The sequence below is a fragment of the Alphaproteobacteria bacterium genome, from assembly GCA_040220875.1.
GTDB lineage: Bacteria > Pseudomonadota > Alphaproteobacteria > JAVJVX01 > JAVJVX01 > JAVJVX01.
The window spans coordinates 89,019-103,609 of the sequence record JAVJVX010000003.1; the positions used below are offsets into that span (position 1 = coordinate 89,019).

Consider the following 14,591-nt stretch of genomic DNA (forward strand, 5'->3'; position numbering starts at 1 on the left):
CCGGCAACAGAAGGAAAGATGCCATGGCCCATATCGTGATCGTCGGTGCCGGCCTGGGAGGCCTGCCCATGGCCTTCGAAATGAAGGAACAGATGAGGCCGTCGGATCGGCTGACCGTCGTGTCGAATACGCCGCATTTCCACTTCGTGCCCTCGAACCCCTGGGTGGCGGTGGGCTGGCGCCAGCAGGCCGAGATCGAGCTGGCCCTCGCGCCACTGTTGGCCCGGCGCGGGATCGAGTCCACCGAGGCCGGGGCGGCCCGCGTGCATGCCGCGGAGAACCGTCTCGAGCTGGGGGACGGCAGCACGCTCGACTACGATTTTCTGATCCTTGCGACGGGCCCCGACCTCGCGTTCGACGAGATCGAGGGGCTCGGGCCACATGACGGGTTCACGCAATCGGTCTGCCACGTGGATCACGCGGTTCGGGCCGAGCGCGCGTGGCGCGATTTCGTCCGGGAGCCGGGGCCGGTCATCGTTGGCGCGGTGCAGGGGGCGTCCTGTTTTGGCCCGGCCTACGAATTCGCCCGGATCATGGATACCGACCTGCGCCGGCGGAAAATTCGCGACCGGGTCCCCATCACCTTTGTCACCTCCGAACCCTATATCGGACATATGGGCCTCGATGGCGTCGGCGATTCTAAGGGACTGATGGAGTCCGAGTTCCGCAGCCATGATATCAAATGGATCACCAGCGCCAGGGTTACGAAAGTCGCAGCGAAGACCATGACGATCGAGCGTGTCGACGCCGAAGGCGCGGTCTCGGGGCAGGAGGAACTGCCTTTTTCCTTTTCCATGATGCTGCCGGCGTTTCGTGGCATCCGGGCCATCGCGGGGATCGAAGGGCTGGTCAATCCGCGCGGCTTCGTGATCGTCGACAAACACCAGCGCAATCCGGCCTTTCCCAACATATTCGCTGTCGGTGTGTGCGTCGCGATTGCGCCCGTGGGCAAGACGCCTGTGCCGGTGGGGGTGCCCAAGACGGGCTACATGATCGAATCCATGGTCACCGCGACGGCTCACAATATCGGCCGGCTGCTGCGCGGCGAGGACCCCGAGAGCGAAGCGACCTGGCATGCCATCTGCCTCGCCGATTTTGGTGACAAGGGCCTGGCCTTTGCGGCCGCGCCCCAGCTGGCGCCGCGCAATCTCAACTGGGCGTCGGGCGGACGATGGGTGCACTGGGCCAAGATCGCTTTTGAAAAATACTTTCTGTTCAAGCTGAAATACGGGCTGAGCGAGCCATTCTGGGAACGCCATATCCTGTCTGCCCTGGGTATCCGGCGCCTCAGGAATCGTCCCGGGAAGGCCGCCTGACCCGGCGCTCGGCCTGCGGCGAAATGTCCGCAGAAAACCGCTGGTGAAAACCGGGCCGGTCATTAACTTCGGCTGGTATGAACCGAGGCCGGGGAAATATCCGCGCATATAGGGGCCTGTTCCGTGCCGGCCAGGGGCTCGCGCTTCTGGCGATGGCGATGCAGCTATGGCTCGCGACGGCTCATGCGGCTATGCCGCCGAGCCTGGAGTCCCCGGCCCGGTCGGGCGGTGCGGACCGTCTGTCGGATGAGCCCGGAGATATCGCTCCCTTCCTGGAAATCTGTACGCCCTTCGGCATCAAGCGGCTGCCGGACGCGAATTCCGAAGACCCGGACCACTCCGAGGGGAAGGTGCCGCCGTGCCCGGTCTGCAACTGGGCCGGCACGGTGGGTCAGGCGGCGCTCGCGCCCGATGGCGAGGTCGTGCTCGACCATGTGGGCCGCGCGTCGATCCTGCTGCCGCCGGTGCGGGACGATGTGTCGGGCGGGGTCCGTCCGGCGACGCAAGCCCGGGCCCCGCCCGCCCGCTTTTAGCCACTCCGAACCGGCCCGCGCAGACTCAGACGCGGGCCTCGCTCATCCTGGCAAAAAAGCGAGAATTCAATGACCAAAGCAAGTATTGCTGCCCTTCTGGCGGCACTGATGTTCGTTGCCAGCACGTTTCGTGTGGCAGCGCATTCCGGCGATCTGCCGGAACACGACAGTAACGGCGAAGGCGGGTCTGCGCCGGTCGCTCTTTCCATCGGCTCCGACGGAGCTGTCAGCCCTGCCAGCGATCACGCGCCTATCGGCATGATGGGCGATCATCGCCACCGCCCTGGCGAGTGGATGATCAGCTACCGCTACATGCACATGGAAATGGAGGGGAACCGTAATGGCCGCGACGAACTGACACCCGAACAGATCGTCACCGGCTTCGCCAACCCTCATGCCGGGCCCGCGACGCTCCGTGTCGTGCCGACGCAAATGACCATGGACATGCACATGCTTGGCCTGATGGTTGGCGTCAGTGAGCGCGTGACGATGATGGTGATGGCCAATTATCTCGAAAAGGAAATGGATCACATCACGTTCCAGGGTGGCATGCCGGGGACAACGCGTCTCGGCGAGTTCACGACCAGCTCGGACGGATTTGGAGACACGCGGGTCAGCGCTCTTGTCGGCCTTTGGGATCGGGGATTCCACGATCTCCAATTGAACCTGGGGCTGAGCCTGCCAACTGGCTCCAATGACGAGACGGATCAGGTGCTGACGCCGCTGAACACGCGTCCGACGCTGCGCCTGCCCTATCCGATGCAGTTGGGGTCCGGCACGTTCGATGCGCGGCCAGGGCTGACTTACAGGGGCGAGAGTAGTCTGGCCGGGCTGCCTCTCGCATTCGGCGGCCAGTACATGGCAACGCTCCGCCTCGGCCGCGATGAGGGCTATTCGCTGGGTGATGTGCATGAGCTCACGACCTGGGCCAGCGTCAGCCCGGCGCCCTGGATCAGCGGTTCCATCCGTCTGGCAGGCCAGGTTCAGGGCCGGATCGACGGTCAGGACCCGTTGATCACCGCGCCGGTCCAGACGGCCGATCCCGACAACCAGGGCGGCCGGGTGCTCGATGTCGGTCTCGGGCTCAACCTTCTGGGCCAGTCAGGGGTGTTGCAGGGACACCGGGCGGCGGTCGAGATTCTTCTGCCCGCCTATCGCAATCTGAACGGTCCGCAGCTTGAGACCGACTGGACGCTGATCTTTGGCTGGCAGAAGGTGATCGACTGGCCGTAAGCGCGAGGGACGGCCGGGCCCGGGTCAACCTGGCCCGGCCGCTACTCCCGCACCTCAATGGTGATCACGTCGGATGCGATCACCGGATCATGGGGGATATGGTTATGGTCCCCCAGAAGGAGCTGCAGGGTATGGCGGCCCGGTGCGAGCGTGATCTCCGTCTCGGTCTGGCCACCGCCGAAATGGATATGGCGGTCGTCCGCCGGGAGCGGCATTTCCAGATCGTCGCCCGTCGGCACGGGTGCATCCACCAGAAGATGATGATGACCTGTGTGCTCCATCTCGACGCCGGCAGGTGCCACGCCCATCCCGCGCAGACCGAACACGACCCGGACGGGATTGGAAACCGTTTCACCGTCCTTCGGGCTCACGATATAGACTTCGGCATTTTCGGGCGCTTTCTGACGAAATGACTCATTGGCGTGCCCGCCATGCATATCCGCCATCGCCGGCAGGGAGAGGGCAAGCAGAGCCGCGCCACCGAGGCTGGCGAGATAATGGTGAATTTTCACTGCAGGCATGATTTCTCTCCTTTTTCACGGGTTGCGGGTGCCGGGGCCGAGTTTACCCGAGACGCCCGAAACTGTCTGTCTGCGGCACGCGCTCAGCAAAAGGCCTGGATGCCGGTCTGGGCGCGGCCGAGCACGAGTCCGTGAATGTCGTGTGTGCCTTCGTAGGTGTTCACGGACTCGAGATTCATGACGTGTCGAATGACATGATACTCGCCCGCCACACCATTGCCGCCCAGCATGTCCCTTGCCTGACGCGCGATGGCCAGCGCCTTGCCGGCCGAATTGCGCTTGAGCAGGGAAATGAGCTCGGTCGCCTCTCCGCCCGAATCCAGCAGCCGCCCGGCGCGGAGCGCGCCCTGCAGGCCGAGCGCGATTTCGGTCTGCATGTCGGCCAGCTTGATCTGGATCAACTGATTGGCTGCCAGCGGACGGCCGAACTGCTTGCGTTCCATCGTGTAGTCGCGGGCGATATGCCAGCAGGCTTCGGCCGCGCCCAGCGCTCCCCAGACGATGCCGAACCGGGCCCTGTTCAGGCAGGTGAAGGGCCCCCGCAACCCTTCGGCCCCTTCAAGAATCCTGTCCCCTGGAATCTCCGTGCCGGAGAGAATGATCTGGCCCACCGACGACGTGCGCAGGGAAAACTTGCCCTCGATGGGCGGTGTGGAGAGGCCCTGATCGCCCCGTTCGACAAGAAACCCCCTGATCCTGCCGTCCAGCTTGGCCCAGACCACCAGCACGTCGGCGAAGGGCGCGTTCGAAATCCAGGTCTTTGTGCCGTTGAGCACGAAGCCGGTCGCGGTCTCCGCCGCCGTTGTGACCAGCCCGCCCGCGTCCGACCCGAAATCGGGCTCGGTCAGGCCAAAGGCGCCCACCAATTCGCCCGAGGCCAGGCGCGGCAGGTAACGGGATTTCTGCGCCTCGTTGCCAAAGCGGTAGATTGCTTCCATCACCAGCGACGACTGCACGCTCAAAGCCGAGCGATAGCCGCTGTCCACACGCTCGATCTCGCGCGCCGCCAACCCATAGGCAACATGGCCGATATTGGCGCCGCCATAGGCCTCGGGCAGCATGGCGCCCAGCAGCCCGGCCTTGCCCATGAGGGGGATGATGTCTGGATCGGGTCTTTCGTCCCGGTTTGCCGCGACCACGCGGGGCATCAACTCCGCTTCGGCGAAGCGGCGGGCGCTGTCGCGCACCATGCGCTCCACATCATCCAGTTGGTCTTCGAGCTGAAAGGGATCGTCCCACTGAAAACCCACGCTGTTCCCCCTCTTGGCGATTGGCGTCCGGCAGGGATGATCGGGGCGGCCGGACGGCAGGTCAAGCGCGCGCCGGCGCCCGGCGCCCGGGGGCTGGCCTGGCGAAGGGCGGCTTTCTTGACAGGGGCGGGGTGAGACGCCACTTTCCGGCTCCGGGCGATGGGCGCTCGCACGCCCACGGGACGCGGTCTTCATGGATATCTGGCTGCACAATACGCTGACCGGCAAAAAGGAAAAATTCGTGCCGGGTGACCCGGGGCGGGTGACCATGTATGTCTGCGGGCCGACCGTCTACAACTATGCCCATATCGGCAATGCCCGGCCGGCCGTGGTGTTCGACGTATTGGCGCGGGTCTTGCGCCGGCACTACACGCTGGTCTACGCCCGCAATATCACGGACGTGGATGACAAGATCATCAAGGCGGCGGCCGAGGCCGGAATCGAAACCACCGCCATCACCCGGAAATTCACCGACATCTACCGCACCGACATGGCGGCGCTTGGCGTCGATGCGCCCGATCTTGAGCCCCGGGCGACGGACCATATCCCGACGATCATCACCATGATCGAGAGGTTGCTGGACCAGGGCCACGCCTATGAGGCCGACGGTCACGTCCTGTTCGATGTGACATCCTTTGGCGCTTACGGCCGGCTTTCCCGGCGTGACCGCGAGGAGATGATCGCCGGCGCCCGGGTCGAGGTGGCACCTTACAAGAAGGACCCGGCGGATTTCGTGCTCTGGAAACCGTCGGACGGGACCCAGCCCGGATGGGACAGCCCCTGGGGACGCGGGCGGCCAGGCTGGCACATCGAATGCTCCGCCATGATCGAGGCGCATCTGGGCGAGACCATCGATATCCACGGTGGCGGGCATGACCTGATTTTCCCGCATCACGAGAATGAGATCGCCCAGGGCACGTGCGTCCATGACGGCGCGCTATACGCTCGCTACTGGGTGCATAACGGCTTCCTCAATGTCGAGTCCGAGAAAATGTCCAAGTCGCTCGGCAATGTCCGGCTCGTCCACGACCTGCTGGCCGAGGCTCCGGGCGAGGCGATCCGCCTGGCTCTTCTGCGCGGCCATTACCGCCAGCCGCTCGACTGGACGGCGGAAGGACTGGAACAGTCGCGCAAGACGCTCGACCGACTGTACGGCGTGCTCCGCGATCTGAAAGACGTTCCGGGCCTGGCCGATCCCAGGACGGCACCAGTGCCCGATGCCTTCTGGGCAGCGCTGGCCGACGATCTGAATACGCCCCGGGCCCTGGCGGAATTGCACGAGCTGGCTCGCCACGCGCGCCAATGCCTGAACGACGGCGAGGACGCGGCCATTTTGCGTCAGGCCAAGGCGGATCTGCTGGCCGCGGGGGCCTTGCTGGGTCTGCTCCAGGCCGATCCCGAAACGTGGTTCCATCAGGCGGGCGCGGTTGGCATCGATCCGGTCGAAATCGAGGCCCTCGTCGCGGCCCGCGAGGAAGCCCGGAGAATTCGGGATTTCGCCGAGGCCGACCGGATTCGCGATGCTTTGGCCGAAAAAGGCATCGTGCTCGAGGACGGACCAGGGGGCACTGTCTGGCGTGTCGCCGGCCAGACGCTATAATGCCGTCTCCAGTGGCGCCGGAACGACGCCCTTGCGATTATTTCAGAAGCGCAGCGAGCGGGAGACATCCATGCCGATCTACGCCAACAGCACGCGCGAAACCGTTGAGATTCCGGGTATCCGCCACCAGACCCTCGCCGGCTCCATCGACGGGCTCAGGGAAATGGAAACGTGGATGCAGACCATCGCGCCCCATAGCGCCACACCCGTGCACCGCCACGAGGCCGAAGAGGTGATCGTCGTCCTCAAGGGCCATGGCCGGTGCACGATTGCCGGCCAGAGCACCGATTTCGGTCCCGAGACGACGATCGTCGTACCGAGCAATGTGGTGCATGACATTGCGAACACGGGGGACGAGGAGATGTGGATTGTCGCCTCTCTCTCCCGTGCACCGGTTGAGGTGCGCACGGGCGAGGGCGAGGTGATGGCGCTGCCCTGGGACCCGGCCACGTCCGCGGCCGAATAGCCGCGCCACCCTAACGCTTGTGTTTCGCCGCCGGCTTGCCCGCCGTCGCCACGGGGGGCGGCCTTGCGCCGGTCTGGACCACGGCGATCGCGGCGAGGACGATCACGATCCCCGGCCACACGATCAGAGGCGGCAGGGGTTTGCCGAAAAGCAGATCGATCCCCACCACGAGGACCGGGGTGGCAAAGGAATAGGCGACCACCCGGGTCGGGCCGAGACGCTGGGTGCAGAACTGGTAGAGGAAAAACGTGAGCCCGGTGACGAAGAGGGCGAGATATACGACGCTGGCGATCACGCCCGCATCGACACGTGCCCAGTCGGTCGCCAGCATGGGGCCGAACGAGACGGGCAGAAGCCAGATCACTCCGGTCACGAGGATCCAGAACGTGACGACCCTTGCGGGTTTACCGGTGTTGAACCGGCGCAGAAACGGCGCATAGAGCCCCATGACGAGGCACCCCGCCAGGAACAACGCATCGCCCGCATTCATTTCCAGCGTCAGCATTCGTCCCACGTCGCCCCGGAAAATCACCCAGACGGCGCCCAGCGTGCAGACACCCAGGGCCGCGACACGGTGCGGCCCGATTTTCTCGCCCACGAGGAAATAGGCGTAGACGGCCGACAGGCCCGGCACCAGGGTATAAAGGACGCCCGTGTGCAGGGCCGACGTGCTCTGCAGGCTGCTCATCATGATCACGAAGAAAAACGTGACCGGGGCGCTGCAGGCGGCGTAGCGCAGCCACTCTCCGGGTGTGGGCCAGTCAAGCAGGGTCCGGCCCACCAGAATCACCAGCAGTATGGCGACGGCCGCGACCGCGAAGCGCAGGAAGGTGATGACCTGCGGCGCGAGCGCGGTGGCGATGGCTTCCGAGACTGGAAAGGAGGACGCAATCAGCGTTGCGGTCAGGATCATGGTCCCGTGCAGGACGCGCAATCGTTCACTCATGGCCGGGCCTCCGCCGGGTCGAGCCGGGCAGGTCAGCGTGGCACAATGCTGAAAGCGGGAGAATCAGGCGGGGTTGACCGAAACGACGCGGAACGGCCGGGTCACGCCGTCATGCTCGGTAATCGAGACGTATTCGCCGGTGACAAACGCGTGGCGGTCGAAGCGGAAGATCGGCTCGTCGTCTTCTTCACCGATTTCGTAGGAAAACACCCATTTGCCCCCGGGCGTATGCAGCAGGATGCCCGTCTCGGGTTCCTCGTCGCCCCAGAAACGGTGCACCGAGCAGACCTGGCGGTATTCGCGCCAGCCATCCATGTCGAGATGGCCGTCCTCCTGGAGGGGTGCCACGAATTCGTAGCCGTGGTTGTGGCTGCCCTCGGGGAAGCCTTCCATCCGGGCGAGTTCCAGGCGAATGCGCTTCAAAGTCACGATACCGATCTCCTGCCTGCTGGCGTTCAGCCCCTGTTTATGGGAAAGCCCGGTCACTGGCAAGGCCGGGTCGCCTTCCCGCCGGCGCAATGACCCGACGGGCGGCTTTGGCCCGGCTGCCGGCCTTGATTCGGGCTAGATGTCCTGACCGGCCGATTGCAGGATGTATTGCCCGCCCGCGCGGACCCAAGCATCGAGGCCGCCCATCATATGCATCGCGTTGGCCTTCTTCTCGCCCAGCGTACCGGCCGTATCCAATTCCTCGAGCGCCATTGCCGACCTTTCGCCAAAGGCGCAGAAGAGCACCAGTTTCCTGTCCATCTGTCCGGCGAGCGCGTCGAAGAGACCACCCGGCCCCAGACTGTCCTTGAGCTTGGTGTAGGGCACGTGCACCGAGCCGGGGATTGCCCCGTCACGATCGCGTTCCGCCGGCTCGCGCAAATCGACAAACACCACGTCGGGCTTGGCATACAGGTTGAGGGCCTGATCCGCCGTGATCGTGCGCGCGGCCACATCCGGCGCAAACTCCTTCATGCCGATGCTCAGATTGGCCGGCACCGCCACATCCATCATCTTGGGGTTGGGCAGATTCAGCCCGTTCATGATCTCGGCATATTCCTCGGCGGAGCCGACCTGAAGGCGCGGATTGAAGGCGCGCTCCTCGCCGATGGAGCTCACGGTATCGCCCTTGTAGTCATGGGCGGGATAGACGAGCGTCTCGTCCGGCAGCTTGAGGAGCTTGTTGAACAGCGAATCGTAGGCATCATAGGGATCGCCGTTCTGAAAATCGGTTCGCCCGGTGCCCCGGATGAGCAGCGTATCGCCCGTAAACACACGGTCCGGCATCACGAAGCTGTAGGAATCGTTGGTGTGTCCGGGCGTGTACAGGACCCCCAGCGCCAGGTCGTCGACCCTGATCTGATCGCCCTCCGTGACCCGCATGGAGACCATATCGACCTGGGCCTTCTTGCCCATGACCGTGAGGCACCGGGTCTGGTCGCGCAGGGCGCCTAGCGCCGTCACGTGGTCGGCATGGACGTGAGTGTCCACCGCCATCACCAGCTTGAGGTCGAGCTCGCGGATAAGCCGCAGATAGTGATCCGTTTTCTCGATCACCGGGTCGATCAGAAGCGCCTCGCCGCCGGGCCGGCTGGCCAGCAGGTAGGTATAGGTGGAAGAGACGCTTTCAAAAATCTGCCGGAAAATCATGGGGGCCTCCAGCCTCGGGTCCGGTGTTTTGATCTTGCTGTTCTAGCCGAATATTCGTATATTCGCAATTATGAATATAGAAAAAATCCCCGTGCATGATCGCGACCCGGCTTTTGATCCTGCGTTTGCCGGAATGCAGGACAAGGCCAAAGGCGCGGCCGCGTTTTTGCGGGCACTCGGCCAGGAGCATCGACTGATGGTGCTGTGCCGACTTGTCCAGGGCGAGATGTCGGTGAGTGAACTTTCCGAAGCGCTGGATCTGCGTCAGCCGGCGCTTTCCCAGCATCTGGCGCGGCTTCGCGCCGAGGGGCTCGTGACCACCCGCCGGCAGGGCACCGCGATCTACTATGCGCTCGAGGATCGCCGCGTGCTGCCCCTCATCGAGGTGCTTTATGACTTGTTCTGCACGCCCGACGGGTTTGCGGAACGCGCCGGCAAGGCGCAGCGGGGACCGGACAATGACTAGGGCGGCCCTTGCCTGGATCGAATCCGTTGTGCCCGCACTGGGCTGGGGCCGGCGCTATGAAAGGGCAGACCTGTCGGGCGATGTCCTCGCCGGGATCATCACTGCGATCCTGCTGGTGCCGCAAAGCATGGCCTACGCGATGCTGGCGGGACTGCCGCCGCAAATCGGCCTCTACATGGCCGTACTGCCGCCTGTGCTCTATGGACTGTTCGGAACCAGCCGCACCCTTTCCGTCGGGCCGGTCGCCGTTGCCTCGATCATGGTCGCCTCGATCATCGGCGGGCTGGGTCTGGCGGACATGGGGCAGAAAGTGGTGGCCGCCGCCATGCTGGCCATGCTCACGGGCGCGGTCCTGCTCGCGATGGGCCTGGCGCGGCTCGGCTTTCTGGTGAATTTCCTCGGCCACCCCGTCCTGTCCGGGTTCATCAGCGCGGCCGCAATCCTGATTGCCGTCAGCCAGTTGAAGCACCTCTTCGGCGTGAGCGTGCCGCGTGCCGATAATATCGTGGCCGCCATCTACCATCTCGTCCGCGCCCTGCCCGAGACCAACCCGGCGACGCTTGGCCTCGGCCTTGGCGCCCTCGTTCTGCTGGTGATCTTCCAGCGCGGCCTCGGCCTGAATGTCGGCCTCGTCCGGCGCCAGTTGCCGGCGCTTTTCTCGGGCGTGCCCACCTTGCTGAAAAGAGGCGGGCCGCTTGCCGTGGTGGCGCTGGGGGCGATGATCGTGTGGCATTTCGGTCTGGCGGAGGGGGCGGGAGTCTCGATCGTGGGCCGGATTCCGGAGGGCCTCCCGGCGCTCTCGCTGCCCTGGCCCGGCACGGATGTCTTGGGCGCGCTCGTCGTTCCCGCGATCCTGGTCGCGCTGATCGCCTATACAGAGAGCGTTTCGGTCGCCAAGGCGCTCGCCAGTCGCCGCCGGCAGAAAATACAGCCCAACCGAGAACTGATCGGCCTCGGCATCGCCAATCTGGGCGCGGGGCTCTCCAGCGGCTGCCCCGTGGCCGGCGGCTTCGGCCGCTCGGTCGTCAATTTCAACGCGGGCGCCAACACGCAGCTCTCGACCTTTATCTCTTCCGCCCTGGTGGCGCTGGCGGCCATCTTCTTCACACCGCTTTTCTATTACCTGCCCGATGCGGTTCTGGCGGCGATTGTGATCATCGCCGTCTTTACGCTAGTGGATTTCAGTACGCTCCGCGAGACGTTCCGCTACGACCGGGGCGATACGTTGTCGCTGGTCGCGACCTTTCTGGGTGTTCTGCTCCTGGGGGTCGAGCTCGGCATCGTGGTCGGCATCATGACTTCGCTCGGGCTTTTTCTCTGGCGTACCAGCCGGCCCCATGTGGCGATCGTGGGCCGTGTGCCTGGTACGGAGCACTATCGCAACGTGCGCCGCCATCGGGTCGAAACGGATCCGGCGGTGCTGGCGATCCGCCTTGACGAGAACCTCTATTTCGCCAATGCGGGACAACTCGAGGATACGGTGCTTGAGGAAATTTCCGACCGGCCCGCCGTCCGACATGTCGTGCTTATCTGCAGCGCGGTCAATCTGATCGATGCGAGCGCGCTGGAATCCCTGGAGCGGCTCATCGAAAATCTGCGGGTCGCCGGTGTGACGTTGCACCTGGCCGAGGTAAAGGGGCCCGTCATGGATCGGCTAGAGCGCAGTGATTTGCTCAAGCTGTTGGCTCCGGGGCGGGTCTATCTCTCGACCCACGAGGCGGTGCAAAGCCTCGGGGAACTCTCAAAACAGCCGGACACGGCCTATTCCATCTGACAACCAGACGACGGAGGATACGCATGGAGAACTTTACCCCCATATCGGCGCTGGTCGGCGGCGCGCTGATCGGGCTGGCCGCGACCCTGCTGATGGCCCTTAACGGGCGCATCGCCGGCGTCAGTGGCATTCTGGGCGGCCTTGTCTCGCCCGATGGCGGGGCCCGGTCAGATCGGTTCTGGCGCCTCATGTTCGTGATCGGACTGGTCGCCGGCGCGCTGATCTTCCGCCTCGCGGGCGGCGATCTTTCCCCCTACCGCATCGACGCGACCCTGCCCTGGATCATCGTCTCGGGCTTCATCGTGGGCTTCAGCACGCGTGTCGGCTCCGGCTGCACCAGCGGTCACGGCATTTGTGGAATCGGGCGCCTGTCAATGCGCTCGCTCGTGGCAACGGTGCTGTTTCTCGGCACCGCCATGGTCACGACCTACGTCATCCGTCATGTTCTGGGAGGATTCTGATGCGCCAGGCACTCGCAGCTTTCGTCGTCGGGCTGATTTTCGGTCTCGGCGTCGCCATCGGCGGTATGACGAATCCGGGCAAGGTGGTGGATTTCTTCGACCTTGCGGGAAATTGGGACCCCAGCCTGGCGCTGGTCATGGCGGCCGGGCTGGTGGTCTATACCGTCGGATTCCGTCTCGTCACAGGCCGTGCCCATCCGATGCTGGCCGAGCGGTTCCAGATCCCGACGGCCAGCCAGATCGATGCGCGCCTGACCGGCGGCGCCATCGCCTTCGGCATCGGCTGGGGAATTTCGGGCTTCTGCCCGGGGCCGGCCATCGCCGCTCTTGGTCTGGGCGGGTTTTCGGGCGGATTTCTTGAAGGCGATGTCATCGCCTTTGTGCTCGCGATGGTGGCGGGCTCGGCACTTTATGGCGTCATCATGCGCGCTCGCCCGCAACCCCCGGCCGCGGCCGCCAAGGGCTAGGCGCGGCCGCTCAAACATTCCGTGCCAGCGCTGCATCCGGATCCGGCGCCGCGAAGCCCGTCTTGCGAGCGGCCTCCGGCTCTGTTTAAGTGCCGTCCGGCCTGATCACATTACTGGAGAGCGTTCCCGATGAAACTCTATGCCGCGCCCACGCCGAGCGGGTGGAAGCCCGCCATCATGCTCGAAGAACTCGGCCTCGATTACGAGGTTGTTCCGATCGATATCTTTTCCGGGGCGCAGCATAGCGAGGAGTACCGCAAGCTCAATCCGATGACCAAGATCCCGGTGCTCGTGGATAACGCCTCGGGAACGCCGGTGACGATCTATGGGTCGGCCGCCATACTCCTGTATCTGGCCGAGCGCGAGGGCGCGCTGTTGCCGACGTCGCAGCCGGCCCGGGCGCGCGCGATCGAGTGGCTGATGACCGGGGCGAGCGATCTGGCGCCGTCCTCGACGGTGCTGTTCATCGGCGCCCATGTGATCGAGGCCGATACCACCGCCATAGAAGCGTTCTACGAGAACGAAATCCGCACCATCCTTGGTGCGATGGAGCTCGCACTCGGGGCGGGCGACTACCTGGCGGGCGAGTATTCCATCGCCGACATCATCTGCTATGCGCAGCTCGCCTCTCCGGTGGTGGAGCGCTTCGACATGTCGGCCTATCCCCGGGTCGCGGCCTGGCGCGCGCGTCTTGCATCACGGCCCCAGGTCCAGGCCGGCCTCAAGGTCGCGGCTTAGCGGGGCAGGTCATGGCCGACGAGCCAAAGATCCGGCTCTACGGGATCACCAAGTCCCGTGCCGCGCGCTGCATGTGGGCGCTGAATGAGCTGGGCGTCGCTTACGAGCAGGTCCCGATCAGCGACCGCACCGGGGAAACGCGGGAGCCCGCGTTTCTCGCGATCAATCCCAACGGCAAGGTGCCCTATCTGGTGGATGCGAGCGGACCCACCGAAGTCCGGATTTTCGAATCTCTGGCAATCAATCTCTATCTCGCCCGCGCCTACGGCAAGGATTCTCTCTGGCCGCGCGATGTCGTGGGCGAGGGGGCCCTCTACCAATGGACCCTTTGGGCCGTGAACGAGATCGAATCACCGGTCATGGTGGCGCTCTATGCGCGCGACGATGGCGAACAGACCAAGTTCGACGCCATCATGGGCGAGCTGGCCCGCTCCCTCGCCGTGCTCGAGAACAGCCTCGCCGACCGCGAGTACCTGATCGAGGATCGGTTTACGCTGGTCGATCTCAATGTCGCGGCCAATTGCGTGGTGGGGGCGTTCGTTCCCTATGACTTCAGGGATTTTCCGCGCATCCTGGATTGGCTGGGGCGGTGCTACGCGCGCCCTGCCGCTCACGTGCCGGACTCCAATCTCGAACGCTTCCGCACGCTGATCGGGGGCTAAGCCTCGTCAGGCTGGTTCAGTCGGCCGGATCGAGGTTCCAGGCCGGCGCGTTGCGCGGGCTGAAGAGCTTAGGAAACAGCTTGATATGGGTGAATTTCCACCCGTCGTCGAATTTCCTGAGCCAGCTTTCATACCAGCCGCCGACAACGCTGGGCGCCGGCGTCCCGCCGCCTTCGGGGGTGACGTTGGCAACCTCCCAGACATACCAGAACATCGTGGCTGTCCGCCCGTCTTCGGCCACCTCTACCAGGGGCGAGGTATTGTAATGCAGCGACCAGGGAATGCGCGCCTTGCCGAATTCATGAAGCTCGCGCGACAGCACGTCCGCCCCTTCGAACTTCATCATGCCCTCGGCTTCCCAGATCGCGTCGTCGGCGTAGATCTGGCGCAGGACGGCCGGGTCGTTCTGGCGGTCGGCGCCGATCGCGTAGGTAGCGATGAGCCGCTTGATCGCCTCGACATCCTCGAGGCGGCGGATGCGCGCTTCCAGGCTGACGTCCGAGTTCAAATCCGGCGCTCC

General features: G+C 64.6%; 17 protein-coding genes. 11 read left to right on the forward strand and 6 right to left on the reverse strand.

Going from position 1 to position 14,591, the window contains the following annotated elements; genetic code table 11:
- Positions 1-23: 23 nt before the first annotated feature.
- The 3 genes from RLQ26_00450 (at position 24) to RLQ26_00460 (ending at position 3,082) form a co-directional block, all read left to right on the forward strand.
- On the forward strand, positions 24-1,316 hold the full coding sequence (locus RLQ26_00450) for an FAD/NAD(P)-binding oxidoreductase (protein MEQ9087194.1): 1,293 nt from the start codon (positions 24-26) through the stop codon (positions 1,314-1,316).
- A gap of 158 nt (positions 1,317-1,474) precedes the next feature.
- Positions 1,475-1,849: a hypothetical protein gene (locus tag RLQ26_00455; protein ID MEQ9087195.1), complete on the forward strand. Its 375-nt coding sequence runs from the start codon at positions 1,475-1,477 to the stop codon at positions 1,847-1,849.
- A 69-nt stretch (positions 1,850-1,918) separates the two neighbouring features.
- Positions 1,919-3,082, forward strand: coding sequence for a transporter (locus tag RLQ26_00460; protein ID MEQ9087196.1), 1,164 nt, complete (start codon positions 1,919-1,921; stop codon positions 3,080-3,082).
- Between the two features lie 41 nt (positions 3,083-3,123).
- Here the strand turns inward: RLQ26_00460 and RLQ26_00465 are convergent, their stop codons facing one another.
- Together RLQ26_00465 and RLQ26_00470 are read right to left on the reverse strand one after the other, a co-directional pair.
- The gene (locus RLQ26_00465) at positions 3,124-3,528 is read right to left on the reverse strand and encodes a DUF4399 domain-containing protein (GenBank protein MEQ9087197.1); all 405 of its coding nucleotides are present in this window, start codon (positions 3,526-3,528) and stop codon (positions 3,124-3,126) included.
- A 158-nt stretch (positions 3,529-3,686) separates the two neighbouring features.
- Entirely contained in the window at positions 3,687-4,793 is a 1,107-nt protein-coding gene (locus RLQ26_00470) for an acyl-CoA dehydrogenase family protein (protein MEQ9087198.1), read from the reverse strand.
- Between the two features lie 253 nt (positions 4,794-5,046).
- On the opposite strand from RLQ26_00470, the gene cysS reads away from it, so the two are divergent.
- Both cysS and RLQ26_00480 read left to right on the forward strand, forming a co-directional pair.
- Positions 5,047-6,453 carry a cysteine--tRNA ligase gene (cysS, locus tag RLQ26_00475; protein MEQ9087199.1) on the forward strand — a complete coding sequence of 469 codons (1,407 nt, stop codon included), beginning with the start codon at positions 5,047-5,049 and terminating at the stop codon, positions 6,451-6,453.
- A 70-nt stretch (positions 6,454-6,523) separates the two neighbouring features.
- On the forward strand, positions 6,524-6,919 hold the full coding sequence (locus tag RLQ26_00480) for a cupin domain-containing protein (GenBank protein MEQ9087200.1): 396 nt from the start codon (positions 6,524-6,526) through the stop codon (positions 6,917-6,919).
- A gap of 10 nt (positions 6,920-6,929) precedes the next feature.
- On the opposite strand, the gene RLQ26_00485 is transcribed toward RLQ26_00480, so the two are convergent.
- The 3 genes from RLQ26_00485 to RLQ26_00495 form a co-directional block, all read right to left on the reverse strand.
- The gene (locus RLQ26_00485) at positions 6,930-7,865 is read right to left on the reverse strand and encodes a DMT family transporter (GenBank protein MEQ9087201.1); all 936 of its coding nucleotides are present in this window, start codon (positions 7,863-7,865) and stop codon (positions 6,930-6,932) included.
- 63 nt (positions 7,866-7,928) lie between these two features.
- Complete coding sequence (locus RLQ26_00490; protein MEQ9087202.1) at positions 7,929-8,294, reverse strand: hypothetical protein; 366 nt, start codon at positions 8,292-8,294, stop codon at positions 7,929-7,931.
- A gap of 135 nt (positions 8,295-8,429) precedes the next feature.
- Positions 8,430-9,503: an MBL fold metallo-hydrolase gene (locus RLQ26_00495; protein MEQ9087203.1), complete on the reverse strand. Its 1,074-nt coding sequence runs from the start codon at positions 9,501-9,503 to the stop codon at positions 8,430-8,432.
- Positions 9,504-9,594: 91 nt separating this feature from the next.
- Between RLQ26_00495 and RLQ26_00500 the strand changes: the two genes are divergently transcribed.
- The 6 genes from RLQ26_00500 to RLQ26_00525 all read left to right on the forward strand — a co-directional run bounded on the left by RLQ26_00500 (position 9,595) and on the right by RLQ26_00525 (position 14,071).
- Positions 9,595-9,969, forward strand: a complete 375-nt coding sequence (locus tag RLQ26_00500; protein MEQ9087204.1) for a metalloregulator ArsR/SmtB family transcription factor — start codon at positions 9,595-9,597, stop codon at positions 9,967-9,969.
- Entirely contained in the window at positions 9,962-11,743 is a 1,782-nt protein-coding gene (gene sulP, locus RLQ26_00505; protein MEQ9087205.1) for a sulfate permease, read from the forward strand. Before RLQ26_00500 ends, sulP begins: the two co-directional genes overlap by 8 nt.
- Positions 11,744-11,766: 23 nt before the next feature.
- On the forward strand, positions 11,767-12,204 hold the full coding sequence (locus RLQ26_00510) for a YeeE/YedE family protein (GenBank protein ID MEQ9087206.1): 438 nt from the start codon (positions 11,767-11,769) through the stop codon (positions 12,202-12,204).
- Positions 12,204-12,671, forward strand: coding sequence for a YeeE/YedE family protein (locus RLQ26_00515; GenBank protein MEQ9087207.1), 468 nt, complete (start codon positions 12,204-12,206; stop codon positions 12,669-12,671). Before RLQ26_00510 ends, RLQ26_00515 begins: the two co-directional genes overlap by 1 nt.
- A gap of 129 nt (positions 12,672-12,800) precedes the next feature.
- A complete protein-coding gene (locus RLQ26_00520; protein MEQ9087208.1) occupies positions 12,801-13,409 on the forward strand; it encodes a glutathione S-transferase family protein in 609 nt (202 codons plus the stop codon).
- Between the two features lie 11 nt (positions 13,410-13,420).
- Positions 13,421-14,071 (forward strand): glutathione S-transferase family protein, encoded by a 651-nt coding sequence (locus RLQ26_00525; protein MEQ9087209.1) that lies wholly within the window; start codon positions 13,421-13,423, stop codon positions 14,069-14,071.
- A gap of 16 nt (positions 14,072-14,087) precedes the next feature.
- On the opposite strand, the gene RLQ26_00530 is transcribed toward RLQ26_00525, so the two are convergent.
- On the reverse strand, positions 14,088-14,579 hold the full coding sequence (locus RLQ26_00530) for a nuclear transport factor 2 family protein (protein ID MEQ9087210.1): 492 nt from the start codon (positions 14,577-14,579) through the stop codon (positions 14,088-14,090).
- Positions 14,580-14,591: the final 12 nt, after the last annotated feature.